Origin of the sequence: Kitasatospora sp. NPDC101801, from assembly GCF_044766665.1 — a bacterium.
Classification (GTDB): Bacteria; Actinomycetota; Actinomycetes; order Streptomycetales; family Streptomycetaceae; genus Kitasatospora.
This window is the reverse complement of the sequence record NZ_JBIWML010000008.1, coordinates 109,909-130,510: the sequence shown is the minus strand read 5'-3', so window position 1 is coordinate 130,510 and position 20,602 is coordinate 109,909. Positions and strand designations below refer to the sequence as shown.

Sequence of the window (20,602 nt, the reverse complement as noted above, 5' to 3'; positions counted from 1 at the left end):
GTGCCTACCGGGCGGCCAGCCAGCCCGCGTACGAGGGGCTGCGCCCGGCCGCCTCGACGTGCGCGGTGCGGGCGTAGCCGGTGACCTCGCCGGCGGTCCCGGCCGCCGCGGCGGCCGGGTGCCAGCCGAGCAGGTGCCGCCAGGTCAGCGGGGAGCCGGCCAGCGGGACGGTGACCAGCCCGGCGGTCGGCGGGAAGGTGGCCCGGCACAGCCCGACCGCCCGGCCGACCTGCACCAGGTGCACGCAGGAGGCGGTGTCGGTCTCGTACATCGACAGCGGGGTGAAGCCGGCCCGGCTGCAGGCCGCCGCGAAGCAGTCCGCGAAGCAGCCCTCCCCCGGCGCCAGGGTCCACTGCTCGGCCGCGAGTTGACGCAGGATCAGTTCCTGCTCGCCGGCCAGCGGGTGGTCGGCCGCCAGCATCACGAAGATCGGGTCGGTGCCGATCTCCCGCCAGGCCAGCTGTTCGTCGCCCTGCGGCCGACTCTCCCCGCAGACCCCGACCAGTGCGAAGTCCAGCCGCCCGGAGGCCACTTGGCCGACCAGCTGGCGGGTGGACCAGGAGGTGGCGGTGGTCACGGCGGCCCCGGGGTACTCGGCCATCAGCCGGTCCACCAGGGCACCGAGCAGCGGCCCGTGGGTGGCGCCGAGCCGGAACCGGGGCGGCCCGTCGAGTGCGTTGGCGAACCGGGCCGCCTCCTCCTGGAGCTCCCGGGCGGCGGGCAGCAGCACCCTGGCCCGGTCCAGCACCAGCTCGCCGAGCGGGGTCGGCTGCACGCCCTCCCGGCTGCGCTCGAACAGGTCCCCGCCCAACAACCGCTCGATCCGCTTGAGTTGGGTGCTCAGGGCAGGCTGGGCCAGGCCCAGCGAGACCGACGCCTTGGTCAGGCTGCCCGCCTCGGCGATCGCCCGGATGGTTCGCAGGTGGCGCAGCTCCAGCTCCATCCGACGAACGTACGGGCGACGGCTCGCCCGGACAAGGGAGCCGTCGCCCGGCAGCGCGACTGGCACCATCCGGCCACCCGGGGCCACCCGGCCACCGGGGTCAGGTGCTCAGGCCGGCCAGCGGGAACCGCTCCAGCACCGTGTAGCGGGACCCGCCGAGGCCCGTCTCACTGCGCATCAGGCAGAGTTCACCGGCCCGCCACTCGGCGCCCCGGAAGCCCTCCAGCGCCCCGGCCAGCCCCTGCAGGCCGCCCGCGGCGGTCCGCCGGTCGGCCCGGCGGCTGCCCCGCGCGGCGCCCGACCGGGCCAGGGTGAGATGCGGCTGGAAGCCGAGCCGGTCGCTCTCGACGCCCAGTTCGGTGACCCCGGCCCGGACCGTTTCGGCCAGTCGGCGGAGCGCCCGGACCTCCCCGTCCACCCCGGCCCAGAGCGCCCGGTCGCCGAAGCAGCCGCTGCCGGCCAGCCGCAGCCGGTGCGCACCGTGCTCCCCCGCCGACCGGGCCAGCAGCCCGGTCAGCGCGGGCAGCTCGGTCACCGGCAGCTCGCCCAGGAAGGCCAGCGTCAGGTGCCAGCCCGCCACCTCGGTCCAGCGCAGCCGTTCCGCGCCCGGCAGCTCGCGCAACGGGGCCACCGCGTCGGCCAGTTCCTGTACCGCGTCGACCGGCGGGTTCACCGCCACGAAGAGCCTCATGCCCCCATGATCGTCCACCGGGGCCGTCCGGGGGAACGATGTCGGTGCGGATCCGTACCGGTGGCCCGGCCGGTCCTGGCGACCAGGCTCCGGGACCGGACCGCCGGGCCGCCGTCAGCAGGCGGTGGCCAGCTCGCGGGTGCGGACCGGGCCGCGCGGCACGAAGGCCACCACCCGGGAGCCCCGGTGCAGGTCGACCCGCACCTTGAGGTCGGCCGCCCGGGCCAGCACCAGGCCGACCACCAGGGCGGCCAGCGCGGAGACCGCGCCGCAGGCCAGCAGGCCGAGCCGGGGCCCGTACACGTCGGTCACCCAGCCGACCACCGGGGCACCGATCGGCGTGCCGCCGGTGAAGACCAGCACCAGCAGTCCGCTCACCCGGCCGCGCATCTCCGGGTCGGTGGACAGCTGGATCATCGAGTTGACCGAGGTGTTGAAGGTCAGGCCGAAGACCCCGATCACGGTGAGCAGCAGGGCGAAGGACCAGTACCCGGGGGCGAAGGCGGCCAGCACCTCCAGCGCGCCGAACACCAGCGCGGCACCGACCAGCCGGCGCAGCCTGGGCACCCCGCGCCGGGCGGCGAGCAGCGCGCCGGCCAGCGAACCGACCGCCATCGCGGTGTTCAGCAGACCGTACTGCCCGGCACCCACGTGGAAGGTGTCGTAGGCGAAACCCGACAGCAGGGTCGGGAAGTTGAACCCGAAGGTGCCGATGAAGCCGGCCAGCACCATCGGCCAGAGCAGCTCCGGACGCTCCTTCACGTACCGGAGCCCTTCCCGGAGTTGACCGCCCTGGCGGGCCACCCGTTCGGTCGGGCGCAGCTCGCCGGTCCGCATCGCCAGCAGGCCGCCGATCACGGCGGCGAAGGAGACCGCGTTGACCGCGAAGGCCCAGCCGCTGCCGACCGCGGCGATCAGCAGACCGGCCACCGCCGGACCGATCAGCCGGGCGGTCTGGAAGTTGGCGGCGTTCAGGCTGACCGCGTTGGCCAGGTCCTTGGCGGGCACCATCTCGCTGACGAAGGCCTGCCGGGTGGGGTTGTCCACCACCGTGACCAGGCCGAGCAGCAGCGCGAAGACGTAGACGTACCCGGCGGTGACCGTCCCGGAGATGGTGAGCACCGCGAGGCCGACGGCCAGCAGGCCCATCGCGCCCTGGGTGGCGACCAGCAGCCGCCGCTTGGGCAGCCGGTCGGCGAGCACGCCGCCCCAGAGGCCGAGCAGCAGCATCGGGAGGAACTGCATCGCGGTGGTGATGCCGACCGCGAGCGGGCTGCCGGTCAGGCTGAGCACCAGCCAGTCCTGGGCGATCCGCTGCATCCAGGTGCCGGTGTTGGAGACCACCTGACCGGCGAAGTAGTAGCGGTAGTTGCGGATCCGCAGCGAGGAGAACATCCCGCCGGGCCGGGAGAAGCGGGCCCCCGTCGGGCCGTCCCCGCCCGGTGCCTGCCGGAGCGGGGTGGACGCGGCGGTCGGTGCCGCCGCGGTGCGTTCGTCGGGGTCGTCGTCGCCGCTGCCCGGCAGACCCACGGGGGTCGGCGCCAGGCTGTCGGCGGGGGCAGCGGTGGTGGCTGCCGATTCGGATGTGGAGTCGTCGGTGCGGATGGCGCTGGCGGCGGCCGGCGGTGTCACGGTGCTCTCCCCTCGAAGCGCGACCACGGCGGTGGCGGTGGTCGCACTGCTGGTTGATCGGTGGTGTGGTGCGGTGATGCGGTACTCCTTCTTCCGGTCCCGACGACGTCCTGGCGGTGGTCCAGAGGTGGTCCAGAGGTGGTCTAGAGGTGGGCCAACTTGTAGAGGACGGGTGCGGCCTCCTTGAGTACCGCCCACTCCTCCTCGGTCAGCCCCTGGGCCAGCTCGGCCAGCCAGGCGTTCCGCCGGCGGCGGCTCTCCGCGAGGATCGCCTCCGCCTGCTCGGTCGCACTGACCACCACCTGACGGCGGTCGTCCGGGTGCGGCTCGCGCCGCACCAGGCCCTTCTCCTCCAGCATCGCGATGATCCGGGTCATCGACGGCGGCTGGACGTGTTCCTTCCTGGCGAGCTCGCCAGGGGTGGCCTTGCCGCACCGGCCGAGGGTGCCGAGCACCCCGATCTCGGTGGGGCTCAACGACTCCTCGACCCGCTGGTGTCGCAGTCGGCGGGAAAGGCGCATGGCGGAGGAACGCAGCTGACTGACCGCTGCGAGGTCCTCCTCGGACATCTCGGGCATAGTCCTTAGCCTATCTCATTACTCTCGCTAATAAAAATTCATATCGGTCGGGTCGCAGGAAGACTGGACGTACCGTCAGGACTTCGTGCCCAGCTCTTGGCGTACTCGTGAAGAACCCACTCTGACCTGGGAGTTCACCAAATCCCCCAGGGTTGCCCAGCCTCCGGCCCGCCGATAGCCTCCAGATTGTCAGGAACACAGCACGCCGGCACAGTGCACCCCACCCCCGTCCAGGGAGTCTTCTTGGGTCACATCGACCACGCTGTCCACGGCTGGGTCACCCCGGCGATCTCGTACTTGGCCGCCTGCCTCGGGGCCCTGCTCGCCCTCCGCAGCACTCGGTGGGCCCTGCTCACCGAGGGCCGGACCAGGCGGAACTGGCTCACCTTCGCCTCGGTCTCGCTCGGCGTCGGCATCTGGAGCATGCACTTCATCGCGATGCTCGGCTTCGCGGTCCGCGGCGCCGAGATCCGCTACAACGTCCCGCTCACCGTGCTCAGCCTGCTGGTCGCCATCCTGGTGGTCGGCGCGGGCATCTTCACGGTCGGCTACAGCAGCCGCCCGGTCGGCTCGCTGCTGGCCGGCGGGATCGCCACCGGGCTCGGCGTCGCCGCGATGCACTACCTCGGGATGGCCGCGATGCGGGTCTCCGGCACCATCGCGTACGACACCGCCACGGTGGCGGCCTCGGTCGGCATCGCGGTCCTCGCGGCGACCGCCGCCCTCTGGGCCGCGCTGAACATCCAGGGCACCGCGGCCGTGCTGTCCGCCGCGCCGGTGATGGGGATCGCGGTCTGCGCGATGCACTACACCGGCATGGCCGCGATCAGCGTCCGGCTGTCGGAGGTCCGCACCACCCCGCCCGGGGTGATCGGCCTGCAGTTCGTCTTCCCGCTCGCCGTCGGTCTCGGCACCTACGTCTTCTCCAGCGCCCTCGCGTTCGCCGTCGCCCCGAGCAAGCAGAACGGGCCCTCCTCGGTCTTCCTCGGCCCGGCCGCGCCCCTCACCGTCCGGGCTCGGTAGCCCGGACGAGACGGGCCCCCGCCGCTGCCCGGCGGGGGCCCGTCCTGTGTCCGGCCCGGGTTCAGCCGCGCAGGTGGGCGGGGGTCTCGGGCGGGCAGCTCTTGTGCACGAACGCCCGGCGCAGCTGGTGGTAGCTCTCGCCGGGGTCGAGGAAGTTGTGCCGCATCCGGGCCAACTCCTCGGTCCGGTACGCCGCCAGCGGCTTGAGCGCCTCGTCGTCGGCGCGGCGCTGCTTCTTGGTCGTCAGCCTGGTGGTCAGCTCGCCCGATCCGGCCAGTAGTGCGGCCTGCTCCTGCACCCAGCCCCCGAACGCCGTCGAGTCGCCGTCGCCGATGCGGTCGACCAGGCCGAGGGCGAGTGCCTCCTTGGCGCCGACGGGCAGTGCGGCGTCGGTGAGGCGCCGTGCCTGGTCGGGGCCGACCCGGCGGGGCAGGGTGTAGGTCCAGTACTCGGAGCCGTACAACCCCATCAGCCGGTAGTGCGGGTTGAGCACGGCGGAGGCCCGGCACCACACCTCGTCGGCGGCCAGCGACAGCATCAGGCCGCCCGCCGCCGCGTTCCCCGCCAGCGCCGCCACCACGTACTTGTCGGTGCTGGTGAGAACCGCCTCGACCAGGTCGTCCATCGCGTTGATGTTCGCCCAGGACTCCGCCGCCGGATCGGCCGCCGCCTCGATCACGTTCAGGTGGATACCGTTGGAGAAGAAGTCCCGCGCCGCCCCCAGCACCAGCACCGACGTCGGCCGCGCCACCGCCTCCCGGTACGCCGCCGACAACCGCCGGCACTGACCCGTACTCATCGCCCCACCGGGGAACCCGAACTCCAGATACCCGACGCCCTGTTCCTCGCGGTAGCGGATCTCCGACCAGGTGTCCCGCCGCGCCGCCTCCGACGGCGTGACCGGCACCTCCGGTACGCCCGCCAGCACCAGCGCGGGGCCCAGCACCCGGGCGGCGGGCAGTTTGAAGGTGGGTGGCCCGCCGGCCTCCCGGCGCGGGCGCAGCTGCGGTATCCACACCGCGCCGTCGACGGTGGCCCGGCAGACCGCGCCGTCCCTGGTGGCGATCAAATCGCCGGGCCCGCCGCGCAGTTCGTCCTCCGCGCAACCGCCGTGCAGGAAGTACTCCCGGCCCAGCAGGGTGTCCAGCACCCCGGGCTGGCTGTCCGCCGCCCGCAGCTTGCGCAGCACCGTCGCGGTGTCGTCCACCAACCAGTCGATCCGCCGGAACTCCTGCGCGTGATACGGCCGGAGCTGCCCGGTGACGTCCCACCGGGAGTAGTCCAGCGGCTCGGGCCCGTACCAGCCGCCCGCGAACCGCTCGACCGCCAGCAGCACCGCCTCCACCGCCGCGTCCGCCACCTCGTTGCGGTACACCTCGCTCTTCCCGCCCGCCCGGACGGCGAACGGCACCGACGCCCAGACCGGCCCCGCATCCATCTCCGCCACCGCCTGAAGCACCGTCACACCCCACTCCCGCGCACCCTGGTGGATCGCCCAGTCCAACGACGACGGCCCCCGGTCCCCCTTCGGCCCCGGATGCACGATCAACACCCGATACCGCTGCCAGACATCCTCCGGCACCGCCCGGGTCAGCATCGGCGCCACGATCAGATCCGGCCGGAACCGGGCCACCCCGGCCCGCACCGCCTCGTCCCCCAACGCGAGTTCGACCCCCACCGTGTGACCACGCTCCCGCAACTCCACATGGACACGCTGGGTCAGGCTGTTGAAAGCACTGGCGATCAGCAGAATGCGCATTTGCCCTCCGACGGCAGGTCAGCAGTACCGCGAACTCCCCCGTTCACGCCCTGCTCAGCCCCTCCCCCGAGCTCCGGGCGAGCTCATCCAAACATGTTCATGCCCAGTCGAACCGCCACCCCGGGGACCTCTACAACACCCCTCCCAAACACCCGCCGGGAACGCACCGAGCCCTCCCAAGCAGTACTCGGGAGGGCTCGGTGGTGACGCTCGGATCAGCCGAGGCCGAGGGCCGGCATCAGGTAGTAGAAGGCGAAGACCGCGGCGACCGCGTAGAGCGCGACCGGGACGGTGCGGCCGCGGCCGGCCGCGAGGCGCAGCACGCAGAAGGCGATGAAGCCGAAGCCGATGCCGTTGGTGATGCTGTAGCTGAACGGCATCAGGACCATGGTGAGGAAGGCCGGGACGGCGATCGTGTAGTCGGACCAGTCGATGTCCCGGATCGAGTTGGCCAGGATCAGGAAGCCGACGGTGACCAGGGCCGGGGTGGCGGCCTGGGCCGGGACCATGGTGGCGAGCGGGGTGAGGAAGAGCGCGACCAGGAACAGCGCGCCGGTGACGATCGAGGCGAAGCCGGTCCGGGCTCCCTCGCCGACACCGGCGGTGGACTCGACGAAGCAGGTGTTGGCGGAGGAGGAGGTCGCGCCGCCCGCCGCGGTGGCGATGCCGTCCACCATCAGGATCTTGTTGATGCCGGGCAGGTCGCCCTTCTCGTCCAGCAGGTGCGCCTCGTCCGCGACGCCGAGGATGGTGCCCATCGCGTCGAAGAAGCAGGACATCAGCACGGTGAAGACGAACAGGCAGCCGGTCAGCAGGCCGACCTTGCCGAAGCCGCCGAACAGGCTGACCTGACCGACCAGGCCGAAGTCGGGGGCGGCCACCGGGTTGCCCGGCCACTCCGGCACGGTCAGGCCCCAGGAGGACGCCGGGATGCTGGCGGCCTGGTCGATCAGGACCGCGACGGCGGTCATGGTGGCGATGCTGATCAGGATCGCGCCGGGGACCTTACGGATCATCAGGACCAGGGTGAGCAGCAGGCCCAGGATGAAGATCAGCACCGGCCAGCCGTTCAGGTGGCCGTCCGAGCCGAGCTGGAGCGGGACGGTGGTGTGCGCGGCGTCCGGGATGCGGCTGACGAAGCCCGCGTCCACCAGGCCGACCAGGCAGATGAAGAGGCCGATGCCGATCGCGATGGCCTTCCGCAGGCCGAGCGGCACCGCGTTCATCACCCGCTCGCGCAGCCCGGTGGCCACCAGGATCATGATCGCGAAGCCGGCCAGCACCACCATGCCCATCGCGTCCGGCCAGGTCATCCGGGGGGCGAGCTGGAGCGCCACGATCGTGTTGACGCCGAGCCCGGCCGCCAGACCGATCGGCACGTTGCCGATCACGCCCATCAGCAGCGTGGTCAGACCCGCCGTCAGGGCGGTCGCGGTGACCAGCTGGGCGCTGCTCAGGTGGGTGCCGTTCATGTCGGCCGCGCTGGCCAGGATGATCGGGTTGAGCACCAGGATGTACGCCATGGTGAAGAAGGTGGCGACCCCGCCACGGACCTCACGGGCGAGCGTGGAGCCGCGCTCGGAGATCCGGAAGAACCGGTCCAGCGGGCTGGACGGCTGCGGGGCGGCCGGGGAGGGCTCGGGCGACGTTGCGGTCGGCTGGGCCAGCGGAGACATTCGCGTCCTCGTCAGGTGGGGGAGGTGAGGAGGGCGGAGACCCGAGCGTCACTGGCCGGGGCTACCGGGCGACGGCCGGGCAGTCGGGGGATCGCACCAGGGCCGTAGCGGATTCTCAGTATGAGTTCCTCGATCGTGCACGCGCCATCTTCGCGCGTAGAAAGAGCCCATTACGGTCAGAATCAATCACAGCTCGCTCCCACCACTACGGCCCCACCCAACCCGCCCCGTAGGCTGGGCCCCATGGCCAAGACCGCGCTGCGCCCCTCTCCCCCGCCGCTGGAAGCGAACGACGTTGCGATCGTCGGCGGCGGCACGGTGCTCTGGTTCGTCGGCTTCCTGGTGCTGATCCCGTTCAAGGGCAGCCTGGAGCAGCACGGGCACGGCAGCTGGCCGTGGATCTGCCTGACCGGGGCCGGTCTCGGCCTGATCGGCCTCTGGTACTGCCGGGCCCGCCGGGACGCGATCCGTCGCAGCAGGACGAGCCCGGTCGAGGGCGCGGGCGAGAGCGCGACCGAGGGCCCCGCCACTCGGTTGGACTGAATCGGCCCAAGGTAGGGCGCACCGCGCAAATCGCCCACCTAGAGTCGGTCCCATGACTCATCCTGCGGAGCACACGGCGACCGAGCCCGGCGACGACCCGCCCGCCCGCCGTCCGCGGCAGGAGGACCGCGAGCGCCCGGGCGGCCTGACCGCCGCGGAGGTCGCCGAACGGGTGGCCCGCGGCGAGGTGAACGACGTACCGGTCCGGTCCAGCCGGTCGACCCGGGAGATCGTCCGGGCCAACGTGTTCACCCGGTTCAACGCCATCATCGGCGTCATGTTCGGCATCATCCTGGTGGTCGGGCCGCTCCAGGACGGGCTGTTCGGCCTGGTCATCGTCGCCAACACGGCGATCGGCATCATCCAGGAACTGCGCGCCAAGAAGACCCTGGACGGGCTGGCGGTGATCGGCGAGGCCAAGCCGCAGGTCCGCCGGGACGGCGCCACCCAGCAGGTCGCGGTGGCCGGCATCGTGCTCGACGACACCGTGCTGCTCGGCATCGGCGACAAGGTGATCGTGGACGGCCTGGTCACCGAGGCGGACGGCCTGGAGATCGACGAGTCGCTGCTCACCGGCGAGCCGGACCCGGTGCTCAAGCAGCCCGGCGACCAGGTGATGTCCGGCAGCTTCGTGGTCGCCGGGAGCGGGGCGTTCACCGCCACCAAGGTCGGCCGGGAGGCGTACGCCGCGCAGCTGGCCGAGGAGGCCAGCCGGTTCACCCTGGTCAGGTCGGAGCTGCGGAGCGGTATCGACGCGATCCTGAAGTTCATCACCTGGCTGCTGATCCCGACCGCGATCGGCCTGATCATCAGTCAGCTCGCGGTGGAGCGGAACGACTGGCGGGAGGCGGTCCGCCGGATGGTGGCCGGCATCGTGCCGATGGTGCCCGAGGGGCTGGTGCTGCTCACCTCGGTGGCGTTCGCGATCGGGGTGGTCCGGCTCGGCCGCAAGCAGTGCCTGGTGCAGGAGCTGCCGGCGATCGAGGGACTGGCCCGGGTGGACACCGTCTGCCTGGACAAGACCGGCACCCTCACCGAGGGCGGCATGGACCTGGTCGAGCTGCGCCCGCTGGCCGCGCCGGACGGCGGGGTCGACGGCCACCTGCGGCCGGACGCCCCGCTGGCCAACCACGTGCTCGCCGACCGGACGGTGCTGCAGCAGGCACTCGGCGCGATGGGCGGCGCGGACTCCCGGCCCAACCCCAGCATGCAGGCGGTGATCGACGCCTACGGGGACAGCGCCGGCGACGGCGAGCGCTGGCGGGTGCTGGAGGCGACGCCGTTCTCCTCGGCCCGGAAGTGGAGCGGGGTCCAGTTGCTGGAGCCGGCCGGCACCGAGGCCAGCTGGCTGCTCGGCGCCCCGGACGTCCTGCTGCCGGCCGGCCACCCGGCGCTGGCCGAGGTGGACGAGCTCGGCTCGCGCGGCCTGCGGGTGCTGCTGCTCGGCCGGACCACCCAGGCGCTGGACGCCCCCGACCCGGCCGCCGACCTCCAGCCGCTGGCCCTGCTGGTGCTCCAGCAGCGGCTGCGCGAGGACGCCGCCGACACCCTGCGGTACTTCGAGAGCCAGCAGGTCGAGGCCAAGGTGATCTCCGGCGACAGCGCGGTCTCGGTCGGCGCGGTCGCCGCGCACCTCGGACTGCCCGGCGCGGAGCGCCCGTTGGACGCCCGGACGCTGCCCACCGACGCCGAGGAGCTGGCCGAGGTCGCCGAACGGACCACCGTCTTCGGACGGGTGACGCCGCAGCAGAAGCGCGAGCTGGTCGGCGCGATGCAGTCCCGCGGGCACACCGTGGCGATGACCGGCGACGGCGTCAACGACGTGCTCGCGCTCAAGGACGCCGACATCGGGGTGGCGATGGGCTCCGGCAGCGAGGCGACCCGGGCGGTGGCCCAGATCGTGCTGCTGAACGACAGCTTCGCCACCCTGCCCTCGGTGGTGGCCGAGGGCCGCCGGGTGATCGGCAACATCGAGCGGGTGGCCAACCTCTTCCTGGTGAAGACGGTCTACTCGGTGCTGCTCGCCCTGCTGGTGGTGATCACCCAGGTGCCGTACCCGTTCCTGCCCCGGCACTCCACCCTGCTGAGCTCGCTGACCATCGGCATCCCGGCGTTCTTCCTGGCCCTGGCGCCGAACAACGAGCGGGCCAGGACGGGCTTCGTCCGCCGGGTGCTGCGGCTCGCGGTGCCCGGCGGCGCGATCGCGGGCGCCGCCACCTTCACGGCGTACATGCTGGCCAGGGCCGACCACGCGACCGACCTGAAGGCGGACACCAGTGTCGCGACGCTGACGCTGTTCCTGGTGGCGATCTGGGTGCTGGCGATCGTGGCCCGGCCGTACAACTGGCTGCGGATCGCGCTGATCGCCACCATGGGCGGGGCCTTCACGCTGGTGCTGCTGGTGCCCTGGCTGTCGGACTTCTTCCAGCTCTCGCTGGCGGGCACCCGGGACCCGTGGGCCGGGGTGGGCATCGCCGCGGTCGCGGGGGTGCTGCTGGAGGTGGTCTGGCGGGTCATCGTCCGCCGCAACGGCGAGCCCTGAGCCACCGCAGTGGCCCGCCCCCGCGTCGCCGGGGGCGGGCCGCTGTCCTGCGGCGACTACTCGAAGTCCCGGGCCGCCAGCAGCTCGTAGGCCCGGTCCGGCTCGGCCAGCGCGGCCAGGATCTCGAACCGGCGGTGCCACTGGCCGACCGACCAGGCCAGCCCGGCGGCCAGGCCCTCGGGGGTGGCCGCATGCAGCAGGCCGGGCACCGGCGGCACCTCGAACTCGTCGTCCTCGTCGGCGGCTTCGGCGTCCTCCGGGTCGTACGGCAGCTCGGGGGCGGCGGCGGAGGTGTCCCAGCGCCAGCCGATCGCCGCCTCGCCGCCGTCCGGGCCGACCACCAGCAGCTCATCGTGCTCCTCGTAGACGGCGGGGCAGCCGGGCAGCAACTCCCGCACCACGGCGGGGGTCCGGTGCAGGGTCCCCTCGGAGAGCACCCGGCCGCCGGCCACCTCGCTGGCCAGCGAGACGTGCAGGCGCTCGGCCAGCTCGGGTGCCAGCTCCGGGGCCACCGGCAGCAGCGGGTACGGGTGCAGCAGCTCGACCAGGTCGGGGGCGTCCGCGACCACCGCCTCGGTGGCGTCCACCAGGACGGTGCCGTCCGGGCGGCGGCCGGTCTCCGGGTCCATCGGCGGAACCGCCCTGACGGTGTCCAGCGGCTCCACCCGGTCGGCCGGAACACCGGCCAACGCGCTGTGGATGCCGTGCAGTTGACGGTGCGACACGGTTGAGGCCGGATCGGTCAGCCGGTCCAGCAGCTCGTCCGGACCGTGCGGCTCGGCGAGCAGTGCGGCCAGCGTGGTGCGCACCCCCAGCGCGTGCAGGAAAGTCTCGTCCAGAGTGGTCCTGGCCTCGTCGTAGAGGCCGCGCAGCAGCGGGTCGGCCCCGGCGGCGCGCAGACCCGCGGGCTCCCGGCCCGCCAGCACGGGGTGGTCGCGCAGCCACCAGGCGGTGTACGGCGGGAGGTCGACGTAACTCCCGTTCGGCAGCAGGGTCCGCACCGGGTTGACCACCGCCTCCCGGTACGGCGGACGGGACAGCAGGGCCAGCGCCTCGGGCCAGGCGTCCTCGTCCACCAGGTCCAGGTCGCGCACCGCGAGCAGCTCTGCGGCCACCGGCGGGACGCCCAACTCGCCGCTGTCGTCGGTGTGCAGGCTCTCCAGGACGTCCTCGCACCAGTCGGCCAGGCCGTCCGGGGCCTCGTCCAGCAGACCGGTCGGCCGGCCGCCGGCCGCCCGGTCGGCGGGAGCGGTCGGGTCGAGCCGCTCCAGGTCGTCCGGGTCGAGCACCACGTCCTCGGCCCTGACCAGCACGAAGTTGCTCAACGCGCCGACGGCCGAGAGCACTTCGGGGCCCCAGCGGTCCAGCAGGTCGTCGTCCACGTACCCGGCGTCGTCCTCCCGGGCCAGGGCGGAGAGCGGGGAGTCGGGCAGGATCAGCTCGCCGGCCCGGGACAGCTCGCCCTCGTCGTCCGGCAGCGCCAGCCGGGCCAGCCAGCGGTGCTCGCCGGGGGTCGCCCCGGCGGCCTTGACCAGCGCCAGCACCGCGTCCGCCAGGTCGACGGCGGCGTCGAAGTCGTCCTCGCCGAGCTCCAGCGAACGGGCCACCGCGGCCCGGACCTCGGGGGTGTCCAGCACCCCGGCGGGGGTGGCGGTGCCGGCGCCGAGCTTGGCCAGCAGCGGGTGCGCCGCCTCCGGGTGGGCCAGTCGCAGGTCGAGCAGGCCGAGTGCCTCGGCCAGCGACTCGGGGTAGCCCTCGAAGCCTGCCCAGTCGGCCGGGTCCGAGGGCAGCAGCACCCGGCGCGGGCCGCGGACCGTCCGGCCGTCCGCGAGCGGCACCGGCAGTGCGCCGAGCGACTCCGGGTCGGCCCCGGCCAGCGCCGCGTACAGGTTCCGCCACCAGGCCGGCTCCCGCTCCAGGCCGCCGAGTTGGTCGACCACCTCGGCCAGCGGCACCCGGCGGACCGCGAGCACCCGCAGCTCGGTGCGGCGCTCCAGCCCGGCCGGCAGCAGGCCGGGGAAGATCGGCGCCAGCGCCTCCACCACGTCCCGGTCGGCGCCTTCCAGCAGCGTGGCGTCCCGGGGCCGGAGCGCCGGGGTGCCCTCCTCCACCGGGGCCGGATGCGGCAGGAACGGCGTACCGGGCAGCCGGTGCAGGATCGCCGACCGCAGCGCGTTGTCCAACGCGCCCTCGCCGAGCGGCCCCGGCACCAGGCCGAGCGACCCGAGGTCGCCGCCCCTGGCCCGCAGCAGGTCGGCGTACGCGTCCGCCGCGCGCTCGGTCAGGAAGTCGGTGAGCGGGCCCGGCGCGACGTGCCTGCGGGTCGGGTCCAGCGGGTACCCGGCGATCAACAGCGCCGGTACGCCCAGCGGTTCGTCGCTCGGGGTCGGCGCGTGCACCACCGGGTCGGTCCGCAGCGGCTGCGGGGTCCCGTCCGGGGAGACCGGCACCGCCCAGGTCACCGACCAGTACGGGCGGGCGCGCTCCTCGGTCGGCCGGTCGGCCAGCAGCTCGGGTGCGGTGCCGCCGCTCCGTGTGACGGTCTGCCAGCTGGTGCTGCGGTCCCCGTCGGTGAGGACCACCGTGGTGATCCCCTCGGCGGGCTCCGGATCAGCCGAACGGGTCAACGTCCGGACGCCGTCCGGCGTCTCGACGGTGACCTCGGCCAGGCCCGGCAGGGTGAGCAGCAGCGCGTCGTCGATCCCGGCCAGCAGACGGCGGGTCAGATCCTCGGCGGCGGCGTCCCGGAGCGGGAGCACCACCACGGTGTCGTAGCCGGTCGGCGCCGCGCCCTCGGCCGGGAACGGCAGCCGCAGCAGCGGCACGTGGCCCTCCCGGCGGCGCAGCTCCTCGACCAGCTGGGGCCGCTCCTCGGTGAGCGCCTGCGCCTCGGCCAGCGACCAGCGCACCCCGCCGTGGGCCGAGAGCACGGCCGGCTCGTCGGTGACCGCGAGCACGGCGGCGAAGCCGACACCAAACCGGCCGACCGTGCGGGTCTCCTCGGTGCGGCCCTCGTCGGCCCGCTTGGAGGAGGCCCGCAGGGTGGCCAGCGACTCGACCGCCGCCTCGTCCAGCGCGGCGCCGGTGTTGGCGGCGGCCAGCACGCCGTCCCGCAGGGTCAGCCGGAGGCGGCCGGGGCCGGTGCCGGTGCGGGCCGCCGCGTCGGCGGCGTTCTGCGCCAACTCGACGATCAGGCGGTCGCGGTAGCCGCCGAGGGCGAGCTCCTCCTCCGCGTTGGCATCCTCCCGGAACCGGGCCGGGGCGGCCGTCCAGGCATCCAGCACCCGGCGCCGCAGGCCCGCCGTGTCGAAGGGGTCGGCCACCTGCTCGTCACTGCTGCCACCGATGATCCGAGGCTCCACTGCACTGCCGCCTTCCGCCGCCACCCTGGCCCTGCCGTACGGGGCATTCTCCCCTGCCGCAGCAACGACTCCGCGCAGGGGCTCGGGGCAGCACCTTTTGCAGGCACGCCAGGTCCACGGTCCAGGGGGCTCGGGGCCGCGCTGTAGGCAGGCCCCCGAGCAACTACGGCCCAGGGGCTCGGGGCTGCACTGTAGGCAGGCCCCCGAGCATCTACGGTCCAGGGGCTCGGGGAACTGCGAGGAGATCTGGCGCTCGGGTCACTGCGAAAGCGCCTGACCACCTACGCACGGATCACCTTGCAAGGGCAGGCGTCGCAGTTCCCCGAGCCCCTGACTCCGTAGCGGGCTGACCACCTGCCAAAAAGCCAGCGTCGCCGACGCGGCGGAGCCGCGCGTCAGGAGTGGCCGAGCTCCTCGGTGGGGGCGTCGGGTTCGACCGAGCCGCTGGTGCGGTCGGGGTGGAGCTGCATCGGTTCGAGTTCGAGCTCGTCGAGGATCAGCTCGGAGGGGGCGGGCGGGGCGGGGATGACGGCTGCCTCGGAGTGGCCGCCGCAGCCGTAGGCGAAGGAGACGACCTGGCCGTCGGCCGGACCGAACTCGTTGCCGCAGATGCCGAAGGCCTGCCCGAGCGAGCCGCCGATCGGGATCAGGAAGCCGCAGGTGTCGCAGTTGGCCGGGGCCGCCTGGGCCATCGGCGTCTGCGAACCGTGGGCGGTCTCCCAGCGGTCGGCGGCCAGGTGCAGGCCGAGCCGGGACAGCACCCGGGGGCGGCCGAGACCGAGCTCCCCCGCGATGGCGCTGATCTGGGCCCGGACCGGGGTGGGCTGGACGTCGCCCTCGGGGACGACCAGGTCCTCGGTCTCGTCGAGGGCCGCCACCGAGTTCGGGGCGGGCTCGTCCTCGCCGGACCAGCCGGGCTCCAGCCGGAGGTCGTCCGCGTCGGTGGGGAGCAGGTCGCCGGGACCCATGTCACCGGGACGCAGACGCTCGCTCCACGGCACCCACTGCGGTGCGAGCACCGCGTCGGGGCCGGGCAGCAGCACCGTCTCGTCCAGTGTGACGTTCTTCGCCCGGGGCGCCCGGGCCACCGTCACGGCCCAGTGCCAGCCGCGGTACGCCGCGTCCAGGCACTCGAACGTGTGGGTGACGACCCGTTCGCCGTCGGCGCGGACACCGAGGTGCGCCCCTACGGCCTCCGGGCCGACCGCCTCGACGGCGGCCTGACAAGCGATCTCGACGGCCTCGGCACAGAGCCGGTCGGGGGTACGGCTTCGCATCGCAGCACTCACGGCGTCGATTCTCTCCCAAGTTCTGTAGCCTGCGGCCCATTTGCCCACGGTCCGTCAGCTGCTGGACTCGCGCGGTCCTGTCCGGAGCTCCGGTCCGGTGGGCACCGTCTCTCGTATCATTCTGCGCGACCTGCGCCCGTCCGCTGACCGGCCGCGCCGCCCGCTGGGCAGTGCACGCGCGTAGTGCAGGCTACCCGTCGGTCGGCCACCCGGGACAGTCCGGCTTGGAGGCGGGTCCGGCAGAGTACCGGTGATCATGGTGATCCGCCGCGTTGTCCGGGCAAATCTCGGGCAGGATTGGCTACGTGGCGGACGAGATCCCGCCGCGGCCCGACCCGGACGGCCGAAAGCAACCAGGCCCGCCGGTGCCGGTACCGCGGCAGCCAGAACCCGTCCCCTCGGCGAGCGACAGCGGGCCGCCGCCGGAGGGTGGACCGACGCCGCCCCGCCGGAACATGTTGGTACGCGGTGCCTCCTCGGCGGGCCTGCGGACCGGACGGGTGGTGCACGGCACCGGCCGCCGGATCCGCCGGGCCACGGCCGCCGAGGGTGCCGGTGAATCCGGCCTGGCCAAGTTGATCGAACTGCACGCGCTGAACTCCTTCGGCGACATGCTGATCGGGATCGCGCTGGCCTCCACCGTCTTCTTCTCGGTGCCCACCGGCGAGGCCCGGGGCCGGGTCGCGCTCTACCTGCTGGTCACGATGGCACCGTTCGCCCTGCTCGCCCCGGTGATCGGCCCGCTGCTGGACCGGATGCCGCACGGCCGCCGGTCCGCGGTGGCGGTCTCCATGCTGGCCCGGGCGATGCTGGCCTGGATGATGGCCGGCCCGGTGGTGGACGGCGGCCTCGCGCTCTACCCCGCCGCGCTCGGGGTGCTGGTCGCCTCCAAGGCGTACGGAGTGGTGCGCAGCGTGGTGGTGCCACGGCTGCTGCCGCCCCGGCTCTCGCTGGTGAAGGCCAACTCGCGGGTGACGCTGGCCGGGCTGCTGGCCGGCATGGTGGCGGCCGGGGTGGGCGGCCTGCTCCATCTGATCGGGCCGGCCTGGCCGCTGCGCGGTGCCTTCCTGGTCTTCGTGGCGGGCACCCTGATGGCGTTTCACCTGCCGCACCAGGTCGACTCGGCCAAGGGCGAGCAGCGGGCCGTCCTGCACTCCGAGGAGCACCTGAGCGGGGAGGAGCACCGGCGCAGGCCGGACCGGGCCCGGCTGCGGACGGTCGGCCCCTCGGTGATCCTCGCGCTCCGGGCGGTGGCCTCGCTGCGGGCGCTGGTCGGCTTCCTGGTGATGTTCCTGGCCTTCCTGCTCCGGGAGGACCCGGTCGGCGGCCTGCGGCCGACGGTCACCATCGGGGTGGTGGCGGCCTGTGCGGGCGGCGGCAACGCACTCGGTTCGGTGCTCGGCTCCTGGCTGCGGACCCGGAGCTCCGAGCTGATCGTCACCGCCGGGTTGCTGGTCGCCACCACGGCGGCCGCGGCGGCCGCGCTCTGGTACGGCCTGCTGACGGTGGGTCTGGTCGCGGCGGCGGCCGGAGCGGCCGCCTCGCTGGGGAAGCTGGCCCTGGACGCGCTGATCCAGCGGGACGTGCCGGAGGCGGTCCGGACCTCCGCCTTCGCCCGGTCCGAGACGCTGCTCCAGCTCTGCTGGGTGGCCGGCGGCGCGCTGGGGATCACCCTGCCGCTGGACGGCTCGCTCGGGCTCTGGACGGCCACCGGACTGCTCTCGGTCCCCCTGGTCTGGACGGTCTGGGCGCTGCACCGGCTGGGACCGCACCGGGCGCCCCGGACCGCGTAGGAGTGACCGTTCGGGTGAAGCCCCTCCGGCACGCGACCGGACGGGGCCACCCCGGAGTTCGGTGATCGGGCCGGGCCGGTAGCCTCTAGCCCATGAGCCTCAGCACCCGTGTCATCGCCGCCGTCGGCGCCGTTGTCGTGATCGGCGCCGGCACGGTCGGCCTCTCCATCGCGCACGCCAGCGACCAGGGCAAGCCGGCGGAGCCGACGGCCACCCTGGTGGTCGGCCGCTCCTCCATCCACTCCGGCCCGTTCGGCGTGTCCTGCTACAACGACGGCAAGCCGCTGGACGAGGCGGCCCAGACGAAGTGCCAGGAGAGCGCCGCCAAGGCCCGCGAGGCCGGCACCCTGCCCAGCCTGGACGTGAAGGTCGGCGACCGGATCGGCGTCGGCGTCGACCCGAAGGTGGCCGACAAGGGCTGGTTCGCCTTCACCGACGGCGGGCAGCAGCAGCGCGCCACGCTGGCCTCCACCCGGGTCGGTTCGACCTTCTCCGGCCTGCTCCCGGCCTCCGGCCTGCTGGCCGCCACCGAGAAGACCACCGTGACCGTGGTGGAGGCGAACGAGAAGACCGGCGACATCCTGGGCGTCTGGTACTTCCAGCTGAAGAACAAGGACGCCGCCGGCGAGCAGCAGCCTGCCGCCCAGCAGTCCCAGTGACGGTGACGCACCCCCAGCACGGCGACGAGCAGCCGGGTACCCCCCGGCTGCTCGTCGCCGTTGCCGTCTCCGCCGAGGCCGAGGCGGTGCTGCGCGGGCTGCGGGACGGCGCCCGGATGGTGCCGCTGGACGTCGGCGAGCTGCGCCGCAGCGAGCACGCCTCGGGCACCGAGGTGGACGTCTTGGTGGCCGGGGTCGGACCGACGGCCGCCGCCGTCTCGGTGGCCGCCGTGCTGGCGCAGTACCCGTACGACCTGGTGATCTCGGCCGGGATCGCCGGGGGGTTCGTCCCCCGGGCGCCGATCGGGGCGATCGTGCTGGCCGAGGAGCTGGTGGTGGCCGACCTGGGCGCGCAGACCCCGGACGGCTTCCAGGACGTGACCGAGCTCGGCTTCGGCCGGATCAGGTACACCCCGCCGCCCGGCGCCGTCCGGCTGGCCGCCGACGCGCTGGACGCCGCGACCGGCACCGTGCTGACGGTCTCCACCGTGACCGGCAGCGCCGAGCGGGCGGCCGAGCTGACGGCCCGCCACCCGCACGCGGTGGCGGAGGCGATGGAGGGCTACGGGGTGGCGCAGGCGGCCGAGCGGTACGGCGTACCGATGCTGGAGCTGCGCACCGTGTCCAACCCGGTGGGCCCCCGGGACCGGGCGGCCTGGCGGATCGGCGAGGCGTTGGGCGCCCTGGAGCGGGCGTTCGTGCTGCTCCCCTGCCGGGAGCTGATCGAGGAGGTCACCCGATGACCCTGCGGGTCGCCTACTCCCCCTGCCCGAACGACACCTTCGTCTTCCACGCCTGGGCGCACGGGCTGGTGCCCGGCACCGAGGCGCCCGAGGTGACCTTCGCGGACATCGACGTCACCAACGGCCTCGCCGAGCGCGGCGAACTGGACCTGCTGAAGATCAGCTACGGCCAGCTGCCCTGGGTGCTGGACGAGTACGCCCTGCTGCCCTGCGGCGGCGCGCTGGGCCGGGGCTGCGGCCCGCTGGTGCTGACCCGGGAGCCCGGCGCGGCGGCCGACCTGACAGGCCGTACGGTCGCGGTGCCGAGCGAGCGCTCCACCGCCTACCTGCTGTTCCGGCTCTGGGCGGCGACCGCGGTGCCCGGCGGTTTCGGCGAGATCGTGGTGCTGCCGTTCCACGAGATCATGCCCGCCGTCCGGGACGGCCGGGTGGACGCCGGGCTGGTGATCCACGAGGCCCGCTTCACGTACCAGCAGTACGGCCTGCACCGGCTCGCCGACATGGGCGAGGCCTGGGAGCAGGAGACCGGCCTGCCGATCCCGCTCGGCGCGATCGTGGCCCGCAGGTCGCTCGGCCGCGAGCGGCTGGCGGAGCTGGCCGCCACCATCCGCAGCTCGGTCCGGCTGGCCTGGGAGGACCCGGAGGCGTCCCGGCCGTACGTGCTGGCGCACGCGCAGGAGATGGACCCGGCGGTGGCGGACCAGCACATCGGGCTGTACGTCAACGAGTTCACCGCCGACCTGGGCGAGGCCGGCTACGCCGCCGTGCGCGGCCTGCTCACCCGGGCCGCCGCCGAGGGGCTGGTGCCCGCCATCGGCCCGGGTGCGCTGGAGTTCTGAGCGCCGCTCAGACGTCGAACTGGTCGGCCACCGCGCGGAGCAGGCCGGCCAGCTTCTCGCCGGTCGCCTTGGCCGGGTAGCGGCCGTGCTGGAGGCCGGGGAGCACCGCGTCCAGGGTGGTGATCAGGTCCTGCACGATCGGTGCCATGTCGTCCGCGCTCTTGCGCTGGGCGGCGGCCACCGAGGGCAGCGCCTCCAGCAGCGTGACCGACATCGCCTGGTCGCCCCGGTGCCCGGCCACCACGCCGAACTCGACCCGCTGCCCCGGCCGGAGCGCGGTCACCCCGGCGGGCAGCGCCTTGGTGTGCACGAAGACGTCGCCGCCGTCGTCGCGCGACAGGAAGCCGAAGCCCTTCGTCTCGTTGAACCACTTGACCTGGCCGGTGGGCATCTCGAAAAGTCCTCGTGTAGGTACGGGGGGACCCCGGCCGTGGGCCGGGGATCACCGGGGGGTGGATGACGAGCCGACCGCGCTGGGGCGTCAGGTCGGGCTCGGGGTCAGCAGCCTAATGATCCGTCAGTGCCTCACC

The 20,602-nt window shown here is 73.7% G+C and carries 16 protein-coding genes; 7 read left to right on the top strand and 9 right to left on the bottom strand.

Annotation, left to right across the window (positions count from 1 at the left end):
• Nucleotides 1-4: 4 nt before the first annotated feature.
• The 4 genes from ACIRPK_RS13290 to ACIRPK_RS13275 all read right to left on the bottom strand — a co-directional run bounded on the left by ACIRPK_RS13290 (nt 5) and on the right by ACIRPK_RS13275 (nt 3,844).
• The gene (locus ACIRPK_RS13290; RefSeq protein ID WP_403037201.1) at nt 5-943 is read right to left on the bottom strand and encodes a LysR family transcriptional regulator; all 939 of its coding nucleotides are present in this window, start codon (nt 941-943) and stop codon (nt 5-7) included.
• 100 nt (nt 944-1,043) lie between these two features.
• Nucleotides 1,044-1,634: an RNA 2',3'-cyclic phosphodiesterase gene (gene thpR, locus ACIRPK_RS13285; protein WP_403037198.1), complete on the bottom strand. Its 591-nt coding sequence runs from the start codon at nt 1,632-1,634 to the stop codon at nt 1,044-1,046.
• A 114-nt stretch (nt 1,635-1,748) separates the two neighbouring features.
• The gene (locus tag ACIRPK_RS13280; protein ID WP_403037195.1) at nt 1,749-3,266 is read right to left on the bottom strand and encodes an MFS transporter; all 1,518 of its coding nucleotides are present in this window, start codon (nt 3,264-3,266) and stop codon (nt 1,749-1,751) included.
• A 143-nt stretch (nt 3,267-3,409) separates the two neighbouring features.
• Complete coding sequence (locus tag ACIRPK_RS13275; protein ID WP_403037192.1) at nt 3,410-3,844, bottom strand: MarR family winged helix-turn-helix transcriptional regulator; 435 nt, start codon at nt 3,842-3,844, stop codon at nt 3,410-3,412.
• A 243-nt stretch (nt 3,845-4,087) separates the two neighbouring features.
• Here ACIRPK_RS13275 and ACIRPK_RS13270 point away from each other — a divergent pair, with 243 nt between their 5' ends.
• Nucleotides 4,088-4,867 carry an MHYT domain-containing protein gene (locus ACIRPK_RS13270; RefSeq protein ID WP_403037189.1) on the top strand — a complete coding sequence of 260 codons (780 nt, stop codon included), beginning with the start codon at nt 4,088-4,090 and terminating at the stop codon, nt 4,865-4,867.
• Nucleotides 4,868-4,928: 61 nt separating this feature from the next.
• On the opposite strand, the gene ACIRPK_RS13265 is transcribed toward ACIRPK_RS13270, so the two are convergent.
• Nucleotides 4,929-6,626, bottom strand: a complete 1,698-nt coding sequence (locus ACIRPK_RS13265; protein WP_403037186.1) for an enoyl-CoA hydratase-related protein — start codon at nt 6,624-6,626, stop codon at nt 4,929-4,931.
• A gap of 215 nt (nt 6,627-6,841) precedes the next feature.
• Nucleotides 6,842-8,302 (bottom strand): NCS2 family permease, encoded by a 1,461-nt coding sequence (locus tag ACIRPK_RS13260; protein ID WP_403037183.1) that lies wholly within the window; start codon nt 8,300-8,302, stop codon nt 6,842-6,844.
• Between the two features lie 243 nt (nt 8,303-8,545).
• On the opposite strand from ACIRPK_RS13260, the gene ACIRPK_RS13255 reads away from it, so the two are divergent.
• Together ACIRPK_RS13255 and ACIRPK_RS13250 are read left to right on the top strand one after the other, a co-directional pair.
• Nucleotides 8,546-8,845, top strand: a complete 300-nt coding sequence (locus tag ACIRPK_RS13255) for a DUF2530 domain-containing protein (protein ID WP_403037180.1) — start codon at nt 8,546-8,548, stop codon at nt 8,843-8,845.
• A gap of 52 nt (nt 8,846-8,897) precedes the next feature.
• A complete protein-coding gene (locus ACIRPK_RS13250) occupies nt 8,898-11,387 on the top strand; it encodes an HAD-IC family P-type ATPase (protein ID WP_403037178.1) in 2,490 nt (829 codons plus the stop codon).
• A 56-nt stretch (nt 11,388-11,443) separates the two neighbouring features.
• Here the strand turns inward: ACIRPK_RS13250 and ACIRPK_RS13245 are convergent, their stop codons facing one another.
• On the bottom strand, nt 11,444-14,749 hold the full coding sequence (locus tag ACIRPK_RS13245; protein WP_403037175.1) for a sacsin N-terminal ATP-binding-like domain-containing protein: 3,306 nt from the start codon (nt 14,747-14,749) through the stop codon (nt 11,444-11,446).
• A 395-nt stretch (nt 14,750-15,144) separates the two neighbouring features.
• Nucleotides 15,145-16,026: a DUF3027 domain-containing protein gene (locus ACIRPK_RS13240; RefSeq protein ID WP_403037173.1), complete on the bottom strand. Its 882-nt coding sequence runs from the start codon at nt 16,024-16,026 to the stop codon at nt 15,145-15,147.
• A 467-nt stretch (nt 16,027-16,493) separates the two neighbouring features.
• On the opposite strand from ACIRPK_RS13240, the gene ACIRPK_RS13235 reads away from it, so the two are divergent.
• From ACIRPK_RS13235 to ACIRPK_RS13220, 4 genes are all read left to right on the top strand, one after another.
• Entirely contained in the window at nt 16,494-17,831 is a 1,338-nt protein-coding gene (locus ACIRPK_RS13235; RefSeq protein ID WP_403037170.1) for an MFS transporter, read from the top strand.
• A gap of 92 nt (nt 17,832-17,923) precedes the next feature.
• A complete protein-coding gene (locus ACIRPK_RS13230; protein WP_403037167.1) occupies nt 17,924-18,490 on the top strand; it encodes a hypothetical protein in 567 nt (188 codons plus the stop codon).
• 2 nt (nt 18,491-18,492) lie between these two features.
• Nucleotides 18,493-19,233, top strand: a complete 741-nt coding sequence (locus ACIRPK_RS13225) for a futalosine hydrolase (RefSeq protein ID WP_403037164.1) — start codon at nt 18,493-18,495, stop codon at nt 19,231-19,233.
• A complete protein-coding gene (locus tag ACIRPK_RS13220; RefSeq protein ID WP_403037161.1) occupies nt 19,230-20,072 on the top strand; it encodes a 1,4-dihydroxy-6-naphthoate synthase in 843 nt (280 codons plus the stop codon). The genes ACIRPK_RS13225 and ACIRPK_RS13220 overlap by 4 nt, the downstream gene beginning before the upstream one ends.
• A 7-nt stretch (nt 20,073-20,079) precedes the next feature.
• Here ACIRPK_RS13220 and ACIRPK_RS13215 read toward each other — a convergent pair whose 3' ends face one another.
• Nucleotides 20,080-20,463: a cold-shock protein gene (locus ACIRPK_RS13215; RefSeq protein WP_403037158.1), complete on the bottom strand. Its 384-nt coding sequence runs from the start codon at nt 20,461-20,463 to the stop codon at nt 20,080-20,082.
• Nucleotides 20,464-20,602: the final 139 nt, after the last annotated feature.

Coding starts and splice junctions, on each gene's coding strand:
- ACIRPK_RS13290 (WP_403037201.1), bottom strand. CDS start 943: ATGGAGCTGGAGCTGCGCCACCTGCGAACCATCCGGGCGATCGCCGAG.
- ACIRPK_RS13230 (WP_403037167.1), top strand. CDS start 17,924: ATGAGCCTCAGCACCCGTGTCATCGCCGCCGTCGGCGCCGTTGTCGTG.
- thpR (WP_403037198.1), bottom strand. CDS start 1,634: ATGAGGCTCTTCGTGGCGGTGAACCCGCCGGTCGACGCGGTACAGGAA.
- ACIRPK_RS13260 (WP_403037183.1), bottom strand. CDS start 8,302: ATGTCTCCGCTGGCCCAGCCGACCGCAACGTCGCCCGAGCCCTCCCCG.
- ACIRPK_RS13215 (WP_403037158.1), bottom strand. CDS start 20,463: ATGCCCACCGGCCAGGTCAAGTGGTTCAACGAGACGAAGGGCTTCGGC.
- ACIRPK_RS13255 (WP_403037180.1), top strand. CDS start 8,546: ATGGCCAAGACCGCGCTGCGCCCCTCTCCCCCGCCGCTGGAAGCGAAC.
- ACIRPK_RS13250 (WP_403037178.1), top strand. CDS start 8,898: ATGACTCATCCTGCGGAGCACACGGCGACCGAGCCCGGCGACGACCCG.
- ACIRPK_RS13220 (WP_403037161.1), top strand. CDS start 19,230: ATGACCCTGCGGGTCGCCTACTCCCCCTGCCCGAACGACACCTTCGTC.
- ACIRPK_RS13275 (WP_403037192.1), bottom strand. CDS start 3,844: ATGCCCGAGATGTCCGAGGAGGACCTCGCAGCGGTCAGTCAGCTGCGT.
- ACIRPK_RS13240 (WP_403037173.1), bottom strand. CDS start 16,026: ATGCGAAGCCGTACCCCCGACCGGCTCTGTGCCGAGGCCGTCGAGATC.
- ACIRPK_RS13265 (WP_403037186.1), bottom strand. CDS start 6,626: ATGCGCATTCTGCTGATCGCCAGTGCTTTCAACAGCCTGACCCAGCGT.
- ACIRPK_RS13235 (WP_403037170.1), top strand. CDS start 16,494: ATGTTGGTACGCGGTGCCTCCTCGGCGGGCCTGCGGACCGGACGGGTG.